Origin of the sequence: Spirillospora sp. NBC_01491, from assembly GCF_036227065.1 — a bacterium.
Classification (GTDB): Bacteria; Actinomycetota; Actinomycetes; order Streptosporangiales; family Streptosporangiaceae; genus Spirillospora; species Spirillospora xylanilytica.
The window spans coordinates 4793847-4810888 of the sequence record NZ_CP109432.1 but is presented as its reverse complement, the minus strand read 5'-3'; the positions used below and the strand labels follow the sequence as shown (position 1 = coordinate 4810888).

Sequence of the window (17042 nt, the reverse complement as noted above, 5' to 3'; positions counted from 1 at the left end):
CGCCCCCCGCGCACGCCCCGTCCCGGTCCCACCCGCCCCCCGATCTCCGGTACGATGTCCACGCGGCGGTTCCCCACCGCCCCACGCGGGTGTAGTTCAATGGCAGAACTTCAGCTTCCCAAGCTGATAGCGCGGGTTCGATTCCCGTCGCCCGCTCCACCACGAAGGCCCAGGTCAGGGATCAGATCCCGTACTTGGGCCTTGGTCTTGCCGGGCCTCCGCAGAGCCGTCGTGCAATTAGCGTGCGATTAGGCCACGGGCACCAGCGCTCCGGCTGGCCCGTCGTCATCCTCACCGTCTCGGGTCTGCTCGGCCTGGACGAGCGCGTCAAGGGCGCCCGCTACGCGGTCGCCGGCGGCCGCCCGCCCCGGCGCGCCGGGCGTGCGGCCTGTCCCGTCCGGTCCCGCCGCGCCGCGTCGCCCACCCGCCCGCTTTGGCATGGATTTACGCCTGAAGCCTCCGGCGTGCAAATACGAGCGCCTGTGAAGCAGGTTCGCCCGGGCTGAGCAGCATCTGAGCCTCGACCTCGAATCCCGCGTTACGTAGCCAGGACGACACCTGGTCAGGCTGACGACGGTGGACATGGACCTTCATCGGCTGACCGCCATACCCCTCCGTCTTCAACTGTGACCCGTCACCGACGTGGAACAGGAGTTGAAGCGGTCCGCCTGGACGCAATGCTCGGTGGAAGTGCTCGAACACCGTCAGCGCCTGTTCATCGGGTATATGGATCAAGGATTGCCAGGCGAGTAGGCCGGCAACCGAGGCGTCCGGAAGATTCAGGTCCGTCATCGAACCCACGTCGAACCGAAGGCCCGGATGATCGCGCCGGGCCACGTCGATCATCCCAGGCGAGAGGTCGATTCCGAATGCTTCTAGACCGAGTTCGTGGAGGTGGGCGGTCACGTGGCCGGGGCCGCAGCCGACATCTGCCACAGGGCCGCCACCAGCCGCCCGCACACTGTCAGCGAACAGGGCCAGAGCCGCGCGAAGGTACAGATGCCCAGCGATGGCACCGCGCACTTGAGCGGCGTAGTTGGTTGCGACTGTGTCATACGAGGTTCGAGTGTTGGTCAACCAGTCGTCCGTGCCCATGATCGGCACGGTAGCCCATGACGACAAGCCGTCCGCCGATCTTCGGAAGGTGAGCAGACTGGGCCGGTCCCGCGGCGTGATCGGTGGAGCGAGCGCGAACCAGGGGGCTGCGCCGCCCCCTGGGCCCCCGCGAGCCGGGGCACTCGTTCGCGCGAAACGGTCTGTCACGGGGTTGCGCGCCGTTCGCGCGAACGAGCACCCCGGAACGTCCCGCGTCCGTACGGGCCAAGCGCCGACCCGGCGACAAGACACCGACACATGTCGATCGGCGCAGGCCAGCGGCCGGGCGGCGTGCAATTAGCGTGCAATTAGCCACGGTGATCAAGGGGCAGTCACGGTCATTGGCGGTACGAGCGGAGGGCAGGTCAGCCGCTATGACAGCCGGGATCGGTTTGATTCCCAAGCTGATAGCGCGGGTTCGATTCCCGTCACCCGCTCCACCACGAAGGCCCAGGTCAGGGATCAGATCCCGTACCTGGGCCTTGGTTTTGCCAAGCGCCAGGTTTCTCGTTCGCCGGACCCGGTTGGTTCTATTCGCGTCTTGGCCCCGCCCGCAACCGCCCGTAGCGTGTGAACCATGACGCGGGCTGAGGCGCTGCGAGATCTTGTGGCCAGGGGCAAACAGTTCGATGCGGCGAGGCTGCGCGCCCTGGCGGACGAACTGGGCCTGCCCCTCTCCGACATTTTGGTGATCGCGGGACATCCGGTGCCCGCGCTCCTGCTGCCACCGGCCCGTGATCGCGAGGTCCTGAAGGAGTTCGCCTACCGAGTGACCTTCTGCGACCACGCTCGGTTGGGGTCCCTGGAGGACTACGTGTCCTGCCCGGCGTTGGGCAACCCGGCGTCGGCGGCCGAGGTACCCGAAGACGCGGAAGCGACTCCGTCCGGCATGGACAGGTTCGCAAGGATCTTCAGCGGGTTCCTGCGCAACCGCGGCTTCGGCGTCAGGGAGTTGCCGTTTGCCGGCCTGTCCCGCGTCACGATCAACGGCATGATGCGCGCGGGCTGGCATAACATGCAGCAACTCAAGGCGATGACGGGGCCACTGGGATGGTCAGTCGAGGACCTGGCCGCTGTAGCAGGCGAACCTTGGAGGCGCATGCGGTCCGGCGAAGATTGCTCCGTGCTCTGCCATCACGTGGGCCGGGTCTACATAGCCGCCATTTCCCTCACGACCTCGCAGCTGATGCGGGCCTGCGTTGAAGCGGATCGCATGAGCAGCCGAGTAGACGAGGGCGCCTGGAAACCCTGGGCGGAGAACCGGTGCCCGGACGAGCCGATGCCAGAGACCGAGTTCGATCAACCTTGATGCGGCTGGCACGAAGACCTGTACAGCAGACGAGTACAGCAACAGAGGCACACAACGGCTTACGCATCCAAACGCCGACACACGTTGCCGACTGGGCAGAGCCGCGAAGGCCCGGGTACGCCGGTAGTTCGCATCGAGGGGTGTCGCGCGATCGCTGGGAGCCCGCCGGTTCGGTGTAGGTCAGCGAGGCAAGCGGCGTGCAATTAGCGTGCAATTAGGCAGGGTGATCAAGGGGCAGTCACGGTCATTGGCGGTACGAGCGAGGGCAGGTCAGCCGCTATGACGGCCGGGATCGGTTTGATTCCCAAGCCGATAGCGCGGGTTCGATTCCCGTCACCCGCTCCACGCAAAGGCCCAGATCAGAGACATGATCCCCAACACTGGGCCTTAGTCGTTCCGTTGCTCCGACGCCGACAAGCGATGAGCGAACGATTACGCCATCGGCACCAGCACGCCCGCCTTGCGGTCGTCGTCCACATCGCTCTGTTTCTGCTGGGCGCGCACCAGAGCGTCAAGGGCGCCTGCCAGCGGGCGCCGGGGCGGCCGTGCCCGGCTCTGCGACCCGGGCATGCGGCCTGTTCCGTCCGGTCCCGTCTCGCAGCGCGGTCACGGCCGCCCCAGAACCGCCAAGCGAACATCGAAGAGGGCAGGAGTCCCGTTCCAACGAGCAGGCCCACGAGATGCGGGCAGCGGCTTTTAGGCCCTCGATGCTTGAACTGGAATCCGCCCACGGCGCCGGCCACTCCCCAAGGTCGCTAGCCCGATAACCCTTTGCCCGTGCCACGAACGCAAACCTAGGCTTGCACCTCATGCGAGCGATTACCGAACACGACCTGAGGTCCTGCTTCGTCAACTGCTCCAAGGGCGACGCCAAGCGCCTCAACCTTCCCAAGGACTTCACGCAGTCACCCTGGGACGACCTTGACTTCCTCGGCTGGCGTGATCCCAAGGCCCCCGACCGCGCTTACCTGGTCGCTGACACGGGTGACCAGCTTACCGGGATCGCGCTGCGATTCGCGTCCGCGCCCGGCAAGGCGCGCGGGTTCAACTCGACCAGTCTGTGCTCGTTCTGCCAGACCGTGCACACCGGCGGCGGCGTCGCATTGATGAGCGCGAGGCGCAGCGGCGAGACTGGCAAGCGGGGCAACACCGTCGGGAAGTACCTGTGCGCTGACCTGGCCTGCTCCCTTTACGTACGGGGAAGGAAACAGACCCTGCTGGGCGATGGCCACGACGACGGTGTCTCTCTTGAGGAGAAGGTCGCGCGCATCAGGGCGAACCTGGACGCCTTCGTCGCCTCGGTCGTCGCCTAATCAGCGGGTGCTCAGGGCCAAAGGGTTGGGCGTGCCCGAAGCGAGGGGCTTCGCAGCCCCCAGCCCCCCGCGAGCCGGAGCACTAGGTAGGCGACGAGCGATTAGCCACGGTGATCAAGGGGCATTCACGGTCACTTGCGGCACGGCACTACGCCAGGTCAGCGGCCCTGAGGGGCAAGATCAGAATGATTCCCAAGCTGATAGCGCGAGTTCGATTCCCGTCACCCGCTCCACGCTTTCTCAGCTCTTGATCGTTAGACACCCGGATGACACTGGGACCCACCGTGATCAGCCGGCGGGGAGAGCGAGGGCGTGGTCTACGTCTGCGACTTACGTCGGGCCTTTGTCGCTCCGCAGGCCATCGTCGTCGTAGGGGCGATGAGGACCCGACAGCCCCGCAGCCGCCGCAACTCCCGACCGATCCCCGCAAGCCGCTCCTCACCTATATCCGAGCGTTCTGCCACCCCGGACCCACCCACAACGACGCACGACCCAACCACCGCCCCCGATCCCAGAGGACGCTGAAGGCTGGATGCGGCTGGAGGAGAACGGTCTCTACATCTCTAAACCGGCCGCTACGCGGCCGGGGCCGGTTCGTCCGGGCCGGGCATGCGGTCTCTCCGGGCCGGTCCCGCCCCAGCCGACCGGCTTACTGAGCTACGCAGGAAGTAGTCGGCAACTGCCAGCAACTGACCTGGATCGACCCTGGCAAAGGCATCCAGGGGGATAGTCCAAGCACCCACGGACAGAGCTTGAGCGATGTAGTTCTTAGCCGCGCGCTCATCCACGGTCTGCGCCACCATCACCAGCGCCCGCGCCTGCTGGGAGGGTTCGGTGAGGGAGAGGGCGAGGGTCTCGGCTTGGGCAGTCAGTTCGCGTCCCCGGTCGAGGTCGCCGCTGGCCGCCACCGGCTTCACCAGGTCTGTCAGTGCTTGTGCCTGCCCGAAGGGGTCGGTGAGGGAGTGGGCCAGGGTCTCGGCTCGGTCGAGGTCACCGCTGGCCGCCACCGCCTTCACCAGACCGCTCAGCACCCACACCTGATCGGAGGGGTCGGTGAGGGAGAGGGCGACGGTCTCGGCCTGGACGGCCAGTTCGCGTCCCCGGTCAAGGTCACCGCTGGCCGCCACCGCCGTCACCAGATCGCTCAGCACCCACAACTGCTGGGAGGGTTCGGTGAGGGAGTTGGCGAGGGTCTCGGCTTGGGTGGCCAGTTGGCGTCCCCGGTCGAGGTCGCCGCTGGTCACCGCCACCGTCATCAGGTCTGTCAGTGCTTGTGCCTGCTGGAGGGGATTGGTGAGGGAGCGGGCCAGGGTCTCGGCCCGGTTGAGGTCACCGCTGACCGCGACCGGTTTCACCAGACGTCTCAGCATCCACGCCTGTTCGGCGGGGTGGGTAAGGGAGTTGGCGAGGGTCTCGGCTTGGGTGGCCAGTTGGCGTCCCCGGTCGAGGTCGCCGCTGGTCACCGCCGCCTCCACCAGGTCTGTCAGTGCTTGTGCCTGCCGGGAGGGGTGGGTGAGGGAGTGGGCCAGGGTCTCGGCTCGGTCGAGGTCACCGCTTGCCACCGCCACCGTCATCAGGTCTGTCAGTGCTTGTGCCTGCTCGAAGGGGTCGGTGAGGGAGCGGGCCAGGGTCTCGGCTCGGTCGAGGTCACCGCTGGCCGCCACCGCCGTCACCAGACTCTTCAGCACCCACACCTGATCGGAGGGTTCGGTGAGGGAGAGGGCGACGGTCTCGGCCTGGGTGGCCAGCTTGCGTCCTCGGTCGAGGTCGCCGCTGGCCACCGCCGGCTCCACCAGGTCTGTCAGTGCTTGTGCCTGCCGGGAGGGGTGGGTGAGGGAGTGGGCCAGGGTCTCGGCCCGGTCGAGGTCACCGCTTGCCGCCACCGCCTTCATCAGGTCCGTCAGCGCCCGCGCTTGTTGGGCGGGGCGGGTGAGGGAGTGGGCGAGGGTCTCGGCCTGGGTGGCCAGCTTGCGTCCTCGGTCGAGGTCGCCGCTGGCCACCGCCGGCTCCACCAGGTCTGTCAGTGCGTGTGCCTGCTGGAGGGGGTCGGTGAGGGAGTGGGTCAGGGTCTCGGCTCGGTCGAGGTCACCGCTGGCCGCCACCGCCGTCACCAGATCGCTCAGCACCCACAACTGCTGGGAGGGTTCGGTGAGGGAGTTGGCGAGGGTCTCGGCTCGGTCGAGGTCACCGCTGGCCGCCACCGCCTTCATCAGGTCCGTCAGCGCCCGCGCCTGATCGGAGGGTTCGGTGAGGGAGTTGGCGAGGGTCTCGGCTTGGGCGGCCAGTTGGCGTCCCCGGTCGAGGTCGCCGCTGGTCACCGCCGCCGTCATCAGGTCTGTCAGTGCTTGTGCCTGTTCGGCGGGTTCGGTGAGGGAGTGGGCCAGGGTCTCGGCCCGGTCGAGGTCACCACTGGCCACTACCGCCGTCATCAGATCCGTCAGTGCCCGCGCCTGCTGGAAGGGGTCGGTGAGGGAGTTGGCGAGGGTCTCGGCCCGGTCGAGGTCACCACTGGCCGCCACCGCCTTCACCAGAACCGACAGCGCCCACATCTGCTGGAAGGGGTCGGTGAGGGAGTTGGCGAGGGTCTCGGCCTGAGCGGCTAGCTCGCGACCCCGGTCGAGGTCACCGCTGGCCGCCACCGCCGTCACCAGATCCGACAGCGCCCGCGCCTGCTGGGAGGGGTCGGTGAGGGAGCGGGCCAGGACCTCGGCCCGGTCGAGGTCACCACTGGCCGCCACCGCCGTCACCAGATCCGACAGCATCCGCGCCTGCTGGGAGGGGTCGGTGAGGGAGCGGGCCAGGACCTCGGCCCGGTCGAGGTCACCACTGGCCATCACCGCCTCCACCAGATCCGATAGCGCCCGCGCCTGCCGGAAGGGGTCGGTGAGAGAACGGGCCAAGGCCTCAGCCCGGTCTGGAGCGCCCAGCATTACCCATGCCGCGGGTAGATCTGAGGGAATGTTGGAATTGCGTTGCTGGAGGTAGTCACGGGTGATGGCGAGGCGGAACATCGTCGGCAGGTCAGGGAATTCGCTACCACAGATGACCTCTTGGGCGGCCTTGATCTCGGCCAAAGCGATATGGTCGCCGCAGTTGACATGGAGCAGCCGGTCATGCCGCGCCGTATCAAGGCAGCATTCGATCATGCCCGGCAGGTCGTCGGCCGCACGCAGCATCGCAAAATAGCCCCGCAGCAGATATTCCGGGGTATCCGCAGGCCATCCTCCGTCTCGGTAGCCGTGCGCCCAGACGCGCAACCGCTGCCGGTATCCCCCAAGCCGCTGCGCGCCCAGCCGATCAACGGCCATCATCCGCAGTTCCTCATGGGCCAGTACATACAACTCGGGCCGACCCTGCGACACCCACCGGCTGACGTGAGGGGTGAAGGTCCGCCCCGAGACCGCGGCCAGGTGCTCGGCCGACTCTGGAGTGGTCCACCCGGTCAACTCGGCCAGATCGGCATCCGACAGGCCACCTCCGGCCGCAGTGACCAGGCCGAGCAAGTCCTGCTCGGCCGATGACCCCTTCAACAGGTGCGTCAACCCGCGTACCGCAGGGCCCTTGATCGCCCCTGCCGCCGCCGAGGCGCTCAGCGGGCAGATGACGCCGCGATCCCGCAGCGGATGGCGCTCCGGCACATCCGAGGGCACTGGCGGATGAGGTCGCCCGGACACCACGACCCGGACACCATCGGGCAGAATCTCCGGCAGCAACGCCGCGATACTGTGCGCCTCCGGACCGGTCGCCACCCCGCGATCCTCGTCCAGCCCATCGACCACCAGCACCAGCCGCCGCCCCTGTACGTGGCAAGCACTCGCCGCCCGGCCCAGCAACCCCAGCAGATGCGCCTCGCGCGTACTCTCCGACGCGCTCACCGGCGCCGGTTCCCCAGCGATCTCAGCGAGTTGCTCGGACACCACCTCCACAAACGCCGCCCGGCTGTTGTGACCGGCAAACCTCGCGGTGATGAAGAACGACACCACCCGCACCCCCTCAGGGGGATGCAGCACGAACCAGGCCAGCAACGCCGACTCGCCCGACCACGCCGGCGCCTGCCACCACATCCAGGACGGCCCCTGAGCACGAGTGCAGAACTCCGCCAGCTCCGCCAGTTCCACCGCCCGCCCCTCCAGCCGGCCCGGAAAGACACGCTGCACCTGCCTGCGGTATTCCGAACGCGCCACCGGTAACGAGTCCAGGTCCAACTCGCCATCCCGCCCCCAGGGCCATTTATGCATAGTCAACATGCTCCCTGGGAAGCAAAATCCTTTTCTTGGAACGGCACGGATTGCGGGTCAAGATCTTGTCTTTCACAACCTCCGTCATGAGCACCGCCCGCAGCAGCCGGTACACCTTGGCCGCCATGTTCGCCGAGACCCTGGTGTCAAGAATGGGCGTCCGCCAGTCCCGGATCATGGACGTGCTGAGCTTGCCGAGCTGGACCGCACCCGGGCTCCGCCCCGAGCATGGTCTCGGGGCGGAGAATTCTCAGTGCGGGTCGGTCAGCGCACCCACATGGTCCAGGTGCCGACTGTGGACGGGGCGCATGCGAATTCGTGGTAGCCGCCGTTGCTCGCCGGATCGGAGACGTAATTGACTCCGTCCACCTGGCAGGCGACCAGCGTCGGGTACCCGCCTCCCGCCACCGTCCACTGTCCGGGGTCGGCGAGAGCGGTGCCCGTGGCCAGTGAGACCGTGGTCAAGGCGGCACCGGCGATCAGGCCGGCGGCGGCGAAAGAGCGCCAGGACTTCATGGATCTCTCCTCTGAACGGGGGCCAGGGCCGAAACGGCCATCGGCTCCTAGTGCGTCGTACACAGAGTCCGATGCCACTACAGAGGCGCAAGTTCGCGGTGTTGTGAGATTTGGGCGGTCGCTCTGCATGCGGTGAGGATGGGGACCACGCTCGAGGCGAGAGCGGCGTCCCGATGCCGCTCCGCAGGGTCCTGCGACGGGACCCAGGTCGTCCGGCATCCTTCGCCCGGCGATCGGGGACAGGTCCGAGGCGTGCAGGCCGAGCGCGGGCGCGAGCCCGCACAGCCACCGATGGAAGATCGAACGGTCCATCGCCTGGCTCTTCGGATACCGCCGCCTCACCACCACGCTGACCTGCTACGAGAAACTCGCCAAGGTCATCATGTCGGACGAGCTTTCTGGGCGACCCGTTGGACCACAAAATCAGATTCCACCATGGAGATCCGGCGGCGGATCCAGCACCCACGAAAGGCAATGATGCCGCAGCTCATCACGCCACCAGATGAGACAAGCTCTTAGGCGCCGCCGATGTCAGCCACGCACTCCCGCCAGAGTCGGTAGTAGTCGGACCAGGGTTTCTCCTCTACGAGCAATCGCCTGCCCAGGAGAACAGTCAGCGCCCGGCCCCTCTCGTGACGTTCGTCGCTCCACACGCTCAGCCGCTCAAGCGCGTCCCGGACGACGTCGAAGTCGCACGGGAACAGGTGCAGCCCGATCTTGGTGAGCGACGGCCCGCCGTGCTTGGTGAAGTGTGCCGCGTTCTCGAAGAAGTCCCGCGTGAAGTACAGCTCGCTCATGCCGCCGGCTTCCATGAGGTCATCGACCACGTCGAGCATGACGTCCCGGCCAGCAGCTCACCGATCCGAACGCCGACCCAGGGCACCAGCCCGTCGGGACCCGTTCCGCGCGGGTGGCACCGCCAGAACGCGTCGCTCAGGACGTTTCCGGCCTCCTCCAGTTCGTTCCGCGAGATGAGGACGTGGCCGAGCGGGTGCCCCGCATACCCGGCGATCATGTTGTTGTCCGACCTCAGCGCCCGCCTCAGCGGCTCCTCGGCCGCCACGAGGTCGCCGCTGACGATCAGCAGATTGCCGAGCAGAACGGTGGCGATCTCCTCGTCCGCCTCCGCGTAGAGCGCCCGCGCCGCCTCCGCGTCGCCGGTGAGCTGCGCGGTGACCCCGCGTAGCAGCGAGCGCCCGTCCTCCCGCAGCTCCAGCTCCGCGAGCAGCACTCCGGCCAGCGGCCCCAGCCAAGGGTCCTCGCCCTCCGCCACCTGGTCCAACGAATCCCAGCAGTTCATCAGACCCGCGCCGAGTTCGATCCCCGCCAGCGCCGCCGCCGCGTGCCCGGCCACGGTCGTGCGCCCCGTCTCGGCGACGTCCCGCAACGCGTTCATCGCGTCGTCCAGGTCTCCGTTCCGGTACGCCTCCAACCCGGCTCGACCTCCGCCGGCACCGGCTCGACCGGATCCAGGGGCAACAGCGCGGGGAGCTCCAGAAACTTCAGCGGGTAGAGGGACCGCGGCTTGTCGTTCGCGTCCATCCCGAGGCCTTTCCTTCCTGACGGGAGCATTGCCGCCGCATTCTGCCACCGAGGTCAGGCACTCTTGCCGGAAACGACGATCCCCTCTTGCGCGCATTCCAGCAGCCGCCATCAATTTCGCGTGACCCACTGAAGTGAGAGTGCCTCTCAGGCCGTCTCGCGCAAAAGGAACGCGGTGCGTCCCAGAGAGTAGGGAGGCGCGCCGCGTTCCGGTTGCTGTCAGAGGCCGACACGTACACGTCTCCCTCGCCCCGCACTGTCCCGCTGTCCAGATCAAGGGGTGCCGCCCCTCGCTGCGCGCCGCACCACCGGGCGCCGGCCCCCGGCCAACCGTTGCCGCGGGTACGCCCCGCCGCCCGATCGACGTCGCAGCGCGGGACGATTGATCGAGACCGAATCGAAGGGCTTCGTAGCCTTGCGGGCTCCTGCGTGACGTCGGTGCGTCTTCGTGGGGAGGGAAGCGGTGACGATTGCCGAATCCCGGGAGGGGTGAAGGCGGCACGTAGGAATGTGGGCGGGGGTGAGGTTGAAGGCAAGGAGAGGATGCGTTCTCATAATGCGCGGATGGCGAGGAAGACCGGGTCGATCACGTTCGATACTCAGCGTTCTTTGCGCTGCTCGCGGCGGCTCCTCCATGAGTTGCGTACCGCCGTCACGACCAAGGCAATGCACGTCCCGGCCATAGCGCCCATCAGACCAGTGCCTAGGGCGCTGTCGGACGACCCGCTACTGGCGCCCCATAGTGCTCCTAGCAGGCCACCGGCCACGAGACCCGCGAACGCGGCACGCACGGCATCCTTCCAGTAGCGGACACACGCCCCCGCGAGAACACCTATCAGGCCGGCGCCCATCGCACTGTTCCAAGCCCCGAATTCGTTAGTGGCGCCCCATAGTGCTCCTAGCAGGCCACCGGCCACGAGACCCGCGAGTGCAGCACGCACGGCATCCTTCCAGTGGCCGATGAGGTGCTCAGTCTTCAGCCCGCCTTTATGCCCGTCAACCGCCGTCTCGAAGACAACGTCTCGGAGGACCCTCCGCCGGTGGTCTGCGGGCGGCACCCCCGGCTTCGCCTTCACCAAGATCTGCGGCAGTACGCCGGTCGTCGTGCGGGGCAGCAGTGTGGTCGCGGGCCGGCAGGCGGGAGAGCGTGTCCACGAGCGACGGCGGGAGAGCTCCGTTCTGCGAGCTGACCACGGCGTCCGCCTGCCTGGCCGATATCCCACCCGCCCCCGTACGGCCCAACACCCCTGCTGCGCCGGTACTGTCTCCTGCGCGGATGCGCGACCACCGGCTCAAAGTGCGATCGTCCATCCCGATGTGTCACACCTTGCGGGGGTCCGTGGTCGCATCCCCGGCACCGAGCTGCGACGACTGCCAACCGTGGATCAGCAGATCGAACACCGTCTCCACGGAGGCGCGTGGATCGTCCCGGTCGGTGGCCAGGGCCGGAACCTCCAGGACGAACCGTGCGAGTGCCGAGCAAGCGAGATCATCGGCTTCTCGGCCGAGTTCCTCCGCGATCACGGCACTGAGGGCGCCCGCGTGCCGCATCCACATGCGCTCCCAGTACTCGCGCAGCGCGGGCGTCCGGTCCACCAGCGCGGTGAAACGGTCCCGACGCGGATCCGACGCCATCCGCACCCAGGACGTCAGTGCGTGAGCGCGGAGCGCTTCGACCACGCCCTGACCCGCGGGCCGTTCGCGGACGGCGGCGGTCAAGGCGGCCTCAACCTCCGCCTCGCGGTCGAACACCAGTGCCTCCTTGCTCGGGAAGTGCGCGAAGAGGGTCGTCGTCGATACGTCGGCTCGTTCGGCGATGTCGCGGACGCTCACTCGTTCGAATCCGTGCTCCAGGAAGAGCTCCAGGGCGGCGTCGGCGATGGCCTGCCTGGTCGCGGCCTTCTTGCGCTCGCGGCGGCCAAGGGGCGGAGTGTCGGGCATGGCGCCACTGTACCCGTAAGTGGAATGAAGCAGAAAGTGCAACGGTTGCAGTTGTTGACTCGTTCATGCTTTGCTGGTCTCGACAGGGGGCGCCGCCCATCGGGGCGCGGCACCGGACACCGCTGCGCCGCAGTGTCACCGGAACCCCGACCGTCGAAGGGAAGCCACCGTGGACTCACCGACACCCGCAAGCGCGCGCATCAGCATCATCGGCGCCGGCCCGGGAGGTCTCACCTGCGCACGCATCCTGCAACAGCACGGGATCGCGGTGACCGTGTACGACTGCGATCCGGATGCGAGCTCCCGGAACCAGGGAGGCTCGCTCGATCTGCACGAGGACGACGGCCAGCTCGCACTCCGTGAAGCGGGCCTGCTGGAGCAGTTCTTCGCGCTCGCCAGATTCGAGGGGCAGGAGATGCGCCGGATGGACCCGTCGGGGAGCGTCCATGCCCACCATGTGCCGGACGAGGGCGAAACGCTCCGTCCCGAGATCGACCGCGGACAGCTGCGCGATCTCCTGCTGAGCTCACTCGCTGCGGGGACGGTTCAGTGGGGACGCACTCTCGAGTCGGTGAGCGGCCCAGCCGACGGACCGCGGACGTTGACGTTCACCGACGGGACGGCCGTCGGGGCCGATCTCGTGATCGGCGCGGATGGCGCCTTCTCCCGCGTCCGCACTGCGGTGTCGCCCGCGACACCGCACTACACAGGGGTCAGCTTTCTCGAGGCATGGTTCGACGACATGGAGATCGCGCACCCCGAGCTTTCCGAACTGGTCGGGAAGGGCAGCGCCCACGTCGCCGACGGGGAGCGTGGCCTCTTCGCGCAGCGGAACAGTGGCGGCCACATGCGCGTCTACATCATGCAGCGCCTCCCCGCGGACTGGATCGCGGGGAAGGGGCTTCGCCCCGAGGACACCGAGGGCATCCGCGCGTACCTACTCGGGGAGTACGCGGCCTGGTCGCCCCAGCTGCTCCGGATGATCAGCGACAACGACGGCGCCTACGCCGATCGCCCTCTCCTCGCCCTGCCGGTGCCGCACACGTGGGAGCACTCGCCCAGCGTGACGCTCCTCGGAGATGCCGCACACCTCATGCCACCGTTGGGCGCCGGCGTCAATCTCGCCATGCTCGACGCCAGTGAACTCGCGCTCTCACTCGTTCGCTCCTCCACCGTCGATGACGCTGTGCGCAGCTACGAGAAATCGATGCTCCCGCGCTCGACCGAAATAGCCCAGATGCTCGAAGGTGGTGCCGAGTCCCTGCTGGCCGTGCCCGACCCCGACGAGGAGCGGTTCAGTCCAGCCCGGCCGTGACACGCGCTTCCCCCCCTCCCCCCCCGTCGTCGAGGACGTCATCGCAGCCGGCGAACATCAATCGAGGGTGAAGAGCACGAACTTTGCACCCCATAGGTCATCGTTTCCCCAGGACACGGCGGTCGTCTCACGCAGGTATTTCATCGCGCAGGTCTCGCCGTCCTCATCGTCGCAGGGCGTGACTTGCAGGCAGGCGGCGAGACCTCGCGCGTCCATCACCTGCTGACCGGCGCTGTAGTGCAGGGTGATCGGTTCATCGGAGATCTGCACCAAGTGCAGGTCGGTCGAGGCGGACGCCTCGGCCAGGTAGTCAAAGCTTCCGGACAGCCGACACCACACGTCGACCACCACGACCCAATCGCCGATTCTTGCGGCGCAAAGGTCTGGTCCTCGACTCGACGAAGTCGCGTCCTCGAATCCTCCTTGGGGCGGCCAAGGTGCGGGGGCTGAGGTGGAGGCGGCGGTTCGGAGTGGTGGGAGGACCATCGGAGTCGGCTGGAGCGGGTGGCGAGGGAAGCCGGGCAGGCGCGCGGCTGATCGTGCCCGTGTGGACGACGCTTCAGGTGGGAGCCTGATCGGCTGCCTCAGCCTCCGCCGGTGCCGACCTCGCCGAAGACTTCGAGCATGAGCCCGGCATCCTGGCGGATCCCGGGGTTCGGGTCGTCGGCGCTGAGCCGTCCCAGCAGTGGCTTGAAGCGGACGGACGGCGAGTAGCTCATCGCATAGATCGCGGCGCTTCTGAGGTCGGCCTCTGGGGCGCGCGCCGCGTCGCTGATCCGCTGGTGGAGATCTTGATCGAAGGTGTGCGAGCTGCCTAGGGCCGCCATCAGCAGGGCTCGCCGACGGTCTGCGGCGTCGTGAGCGGCGTCGAAGGAGGCGAGCAGTTCCTCACGGGAGTACACCTCCAGTTGTTCGGCCGCCATCCGGGTGAGCACTCGGGCGTCGTTGGCCGTGCCGGTGGAGAAGTAGAGGTAGGGACATCCCGTGGCGTCGTCGACGATGAAGTGAAGCCCGGTGTCGTATCCCTCCCACACCACTTCGCGCAGCGTTCCGGCCTGCGGGTCCTCGGGGTGCACGGTCTTGTCCCAGCCGAACGCGGCGGCGAAGGAACCGAGCCTGAGCTCAGGTTCGGTCTCGCGCAGGATGATGCGCGGGCCCAGGTGGGCGGACGTGGGCATGGGACGCTCCAAGATCGTCAGGCCGGTGAGTGTAGTCGGGCGGCACGCCGCGAACCGCCTGCGGGAATGTGCGTGTCACCAGCGGAGGTCCCGGCGGACCTGGGTGAGCAGCCGGCCGATGTCGGACCGGTATCCCCAGGCCCGCTCGGGTGCGATGGTGCGGCCGACGTTGGCGAGATGGCGGCGGGCCCGGTCGCGGTCTCCCGCGAGGTAGAAGACCGCGCCGAAGTAGTGGTGGGCCTCCAGGGTCCTGGGATGGGTGCGGGACGCGTCCAGCCAGCGGTCGGCGGCCTTCGCCAGCGCGGCATGCACCTCGGGACGGGCGAGGTGGTCGTCGAGGTCGCCGCTCTCGAGACCGACCTCCAGGTGGGCCAGGGCCAGCACGAAGGCGACCGGGTCGCCGGGCGCGGCGCCGGCGACGGCGGCCTCGGCGAAGTCGAGCAGTTCGGCGTCCGAGCCCGACCACTTCTGGCTTAACACCTGGGACCGGCCGATGTGGGCCGCATAGAGGGACGGGTGCCGGTCCGTCAGTTCCCGCCAGATCCGGTCGAGCTCGTCTCGCCCGAGCTGCATGCCGAGGCCGTACCACTGGAGGCGGTCCCAGGGAGCGGGGTCGCCCGGCAGCAGTTCGGCGGCGCGGTACAGGGGGCGACCGGCCAGGGCCAGCTGCCGCCAGAAGCGGCCGAACTGTTCTCCGCTGACGTACTCGGCGCGGTGCGCGCTGCGCGCCTGCCAGGCCTCCTTGATACGGGTCGCCCCCAGCCACAGGTGCGTGTCGGGGTCACCGGGAGCGTTCGCGGCCAGCCGCGTCAGCTCCGCGCTCCGGCCGGCGGCGGCGTCGGTGAGGTTCTCCAGGTAGAGGCAGCGCGTCTCCGTGTCGTCGCGGGTGCGGGCCAACAGTTCGAGGCCGGCCGGCAGGTCGCCCTTGCGGACCCTGGGCAGCGCGGCCGTCAGCTCGGGATCCTGCCAGGCGGGCTCCTGCCGGCGTTCCCTGATCTTCTTGGGAAGGCCGAGGGCCGCGGCCAGCGCCCTGGTGACGGCGTGGTCGGCCTCCTCCGGCGCCGGCGTGGCCTCGGTGGTGCGGGGCGGGACGCGCTCGTCGGGGCGGGCCGGCATGCGCACGACCAGTTCGGCCGGTGCATGCCGGTCGATCTCGATGACGGCGTTGTGCCCGCCGCTCCACAGGTTCGGCTCGACGCCGGCCGTCATGCCGTCCAGGCCGATCAGCAGGCGGGCCCCGTCCGGCCAGGCGAGCACGGCGGCGCACTGGTCGAAGCGGACGGTGGTCATCGAGGGGCCGGTCAGGACGGTCGCGCCGTCCGGGCCCGTGATCAGGCCGAGCTGGACCTCGTCGGGGCTGGTGCGGACGCTGCCGTCCACCGCGACGGTCGAGTGGGTCGGAGCGGGGCGGAAGCGCGCTCCCGCCGGCCGCTGGCCGCGCGGGAGCATCAGCAGGGCGCTGTCCAGGACGGAGCGGCCGACGTCCTGGACGTCCTGCGGATTCAGCGCGTCCAACTCGGCCAGTACCTCGTCGGTGGTGGGGGAGCCCAGCAGTTCGCTGAGGCAGTGCGTGATGGACTGGGCGGCGCGGGCGTCGTCGGACGTGGCGCCGGTGCGGACCGCCGTCGCGGCTTCGGAGAGTTCGGCGGGGTCCACCGGCTCCGTGGCGATGCGTTCGAGTTCGCCGAGGAAGCGCTCTGCCAGTTCCGGGCGTACTTCGGCCAGCCCGTCGGCGAACGCGACGATCTGTGCGGTGCCGCCGGTGCGGGGCGTGTAGGCGACGTCGGTGGTGTAGCTGAGCGCGCCGTCCCGCCGCAGAACGCGGTGCAGGCGGCGGCCCAGAATGTTGGTGTAGAGCCTGGCCGCGCTGGACCGCGGCACGATGCCGCTCAACGCGACGCCGTTGATGTCGCTGGTGAAGTAGGCCGGCGTGCGAGGCAGGGCGCCGGTGGGTTCGGGGACGGGCCGTCGTTCCCCTTCGGGAAGCGCCAGCGTGAGCCCCTCCGGCGGGGGACCGCCGATGAGCGCCAGCGCCGCGTTCTGCCGGGTGAACCAGTGCGCCGACCATGCCTGGACGTCGTCGGGCGTGCAGGCGGCCAGGCCGTGCTCGTCGTAGGCGGGAAGGCCGTACGTGGCGGCCCCGTAGCGCCACAGCAGCAGTTCTCCGGCGATCCCGGTGCCGCGTCCCTCGGCCTCGGTGCGCAGGATCTTCTTCTCGGCTTCGAGGCGGTCCATGGGCAGCGCCCGGAGGGCGTCGCAGACGGCCGTCAGGAACGCCGCGACCTTGCCGGCCTCGCCATGGGCGACGAACATGGTGGTGACGGAGTCCACGGCGCCGTTGTGGTGGTAGTCGGCTTCGCCCACGGCGTGCAGTGCCAGATGTTCCACCAGATGGGTCAGCCCGCCCCTGGCCAGGGTCTCGTCGGCCCGCCCCACCCGGAACACCAGGGCTGCCCGGTAGCCGCCGTCGCCGGGGCCGCCCTCGGTCCAGAACACGGGTACACCGTCGACGTCCGTGCGCACGACTTCCACTCTGTTTCCCCCTTCAGATCGCGAAATCCTACAATTCGCTCATGCCGGGAGAAGTTGCATATA

At 68.5% G+C, this 17042-nt stretch carries 13 protein-coding genes and 1 tRNA gene; 4 read left to right on the top strand and 10 right to left on the bottom strand.

Annotated elements, in window-relative coordinates; genetic code table 11:
- Positions 1 to 85: 85 nt before the first annotated feature.
- A tRNA-Gly gene (locus OHA34_RS22365) sits at positions 86 to 159 on the top strand.
- Between the two features lie 285 nt (positions 160 to 444).
- On the opposite strand, the gene OHA34_RS22360 is transcribed toward OHA34_RS22365, so the two are convergent.
- Positions 445 to 1095, bottom strand: a complete 651-nt coding sequence (locus OHA34_RS22360) for a class I SAM-dependent methyltransferase (RefSeq protein WP_285939744.1) — start codon at positions 1093 to 1095, stop codon at positions 445 to 447.
- Between the two features lie 577 nt (positions 1096 to 1672).
- Here OHA34_RS22360 and OHA34_RS22355 point away from each other — a divergent pair.
- The gene (locus tag OHA34_RS22355; RefSeq protein ID WP_285939746.1) at positions 1673 to 2404 is read left to right on the top strand and encodes a hypothetical protein; all 732 of its coding nucleotides are present in this window, start codon (positions 1673 to 1675) and stop codon (positions 2402 to 2404) included.
- Positions 2405 to 2836: 432 nt separating this feature from the next.
- Here OHA34_RS22355 and OHA34_RS22350 read toward each other — a convergent pair whose 3' ends face one another.
- Positions 2837 to 2974 carry a hypothetical protein gene (locus OHA34_RS22350; RefSeq protein WP_285939748.1) on the bottom strand — a complete coding sequence of 46 codons (138 nt, stop codon included), beginning with the start codon at positions 2972 to 2974 and terminating at the stop codon, positions 2837 to 2839.
- 239 nt (positions 2975 to 3213) lie between these two features.
- On the opposite strand from OHA34_RS22350, the gene OHA34_RS22345 reads away from it, so the two are divergent.
- On the top strand, positions 3214 to 3717 hold the full coding sequence (locus OHA34_RS22345; RefSeq protein ID WP_285939750.1) for an FBP domain-containing protein: 504 nt from the start codon (positions 3214 to 3216) through the stop codon (positions 3715 to 3717).
- Positions 3718 to 4292: 575 nt separating this feature from the next.
- On the opposite strand, the gene OHA34_RS22340 is transcribed toward OHA34_RS22345, so the two are convergent.
- The 5 genes from OHA34_RS22340 to OHA34_RS22320 all read right to left on the bottom strand — a co-directional run bounded on the left by OHA34_RS22340 (position 4293) and on the right by OHA34_RS22320 (position 11954).
- The gene (locus OHA34_RS22340) at positions 4293 to 7922 is read right to left on the bottom strand and encodes a hypothetical protein (RefSeq protein WP_329518808.1); all 3630 of its coding nucleotides are present in this window, start codon (positions 7920 to 7922) and stop codon (positions 4293 to 4295) included.
- Between the two features lie 297 nt (positions 7923 to 8219).
- Positions 8220 to 8471: a hypothetical protein gene (locus tag OHA34_RS22335; RefSeq protein WP_329518807.1), complete on the bottom strand. Its 252-nt coding sequence runs from the start codon at positions 8469 to 8471 to the stop codon at positions 8220 to 8222.
- 515 nt (positions 8472 to 8986) lie between these two features.
- Positions 8987 to 9268: a hypothetical protein gene (locus OHA34_RS22330; protein WP_329518806.1), complete on the bottom strand. Its 282-nt coding sequence runs from the start codon at positions 9266 to 9268 to the stop codon at positions 8987 to 8989.
- Positions 9265 to 9903, bottom strand: a complete 639-nt coding sequence (locus tag OHA34_RS22325; protein WP_329518805.1) for a hypothetical protein — start codon at positions 9901 to 9903, stop codon at positions 9265 to 9267. The genes OHA34_RS22330 and OHA34_RS22325 overlap by 4 nt, the downstream gene beginning before the upstream one ends.
- Before the next feature lie 1430 nt (positions 9904 to 11333).
- Entirely contained in the window at positions 11334 to 11954 is a 621-nt protein-coding gene (locus OHA34_RS22320) for a TetR/AcrR family transcriptional regulator (protein ID WP_329518804.1), read from the bottom strand.
- Between the two features lie 169 nt (positions 11955 to 12123).
- Here OHA34_RS22320 and OHA34_RS22315 point away from each other — a divergent pair, with 169 nt between their 5' ends.
- Positions 12124 to 13269, top strand: a complete 1146-nt coding sequence (locus tag OHA34_RS22315) for an FAD-dependent oxidoreductase (protein ID WP_329518803.1) — start codon at positions 12124 to 12126, stop codon at positions 13267 to 13269.
- A 57-nt stretch (positions 13270 to 13326) separates the two neighbouring features.
- On the opposite strand, the gene OHA34_RS22310 is transcribed toward OHA34_RS22315, so the two are convergent.
- From OHA34_RS22310 to OHA34_RS22300, 3 genes are all read right to left on the bottom strand, one after another.
- On the bottom strand, positions 13327 to 13620 hold the full coding sequence (locus OHA34_RS22310; protein ID WP_329518802.1) for a hypothetical protein: 294 nt from the start codon (positions 13618 to 13620) through the stop codon (positions 13327 to 13329).
- Between the two features lie 233 nt (positions 13621 to 13853).
- A complete protein-coding gene (locus OHA34_RS22305) occupies positions 13854 to 14447 on the bottom strand; it encodes a hypothetical protein (protein ID WP_329518801.1) in 594 nt (197 codons plus the stop codon).
- Positions 14448 to 14522: 75 nt separating this feature from the next.
- Positions 14523 to 16970, bottom strand: a complete 2448-nt coding sequence (locus OHA34_RS22300; RefSeq protein ID WP_329518800.1) for a M16 family metallopeptidase — start codon at positions 16968 to 16970, stop codon at positions 14523 to 14525.
- Positions 16971 to 17042: the final 72 nt, after the last annotated feature.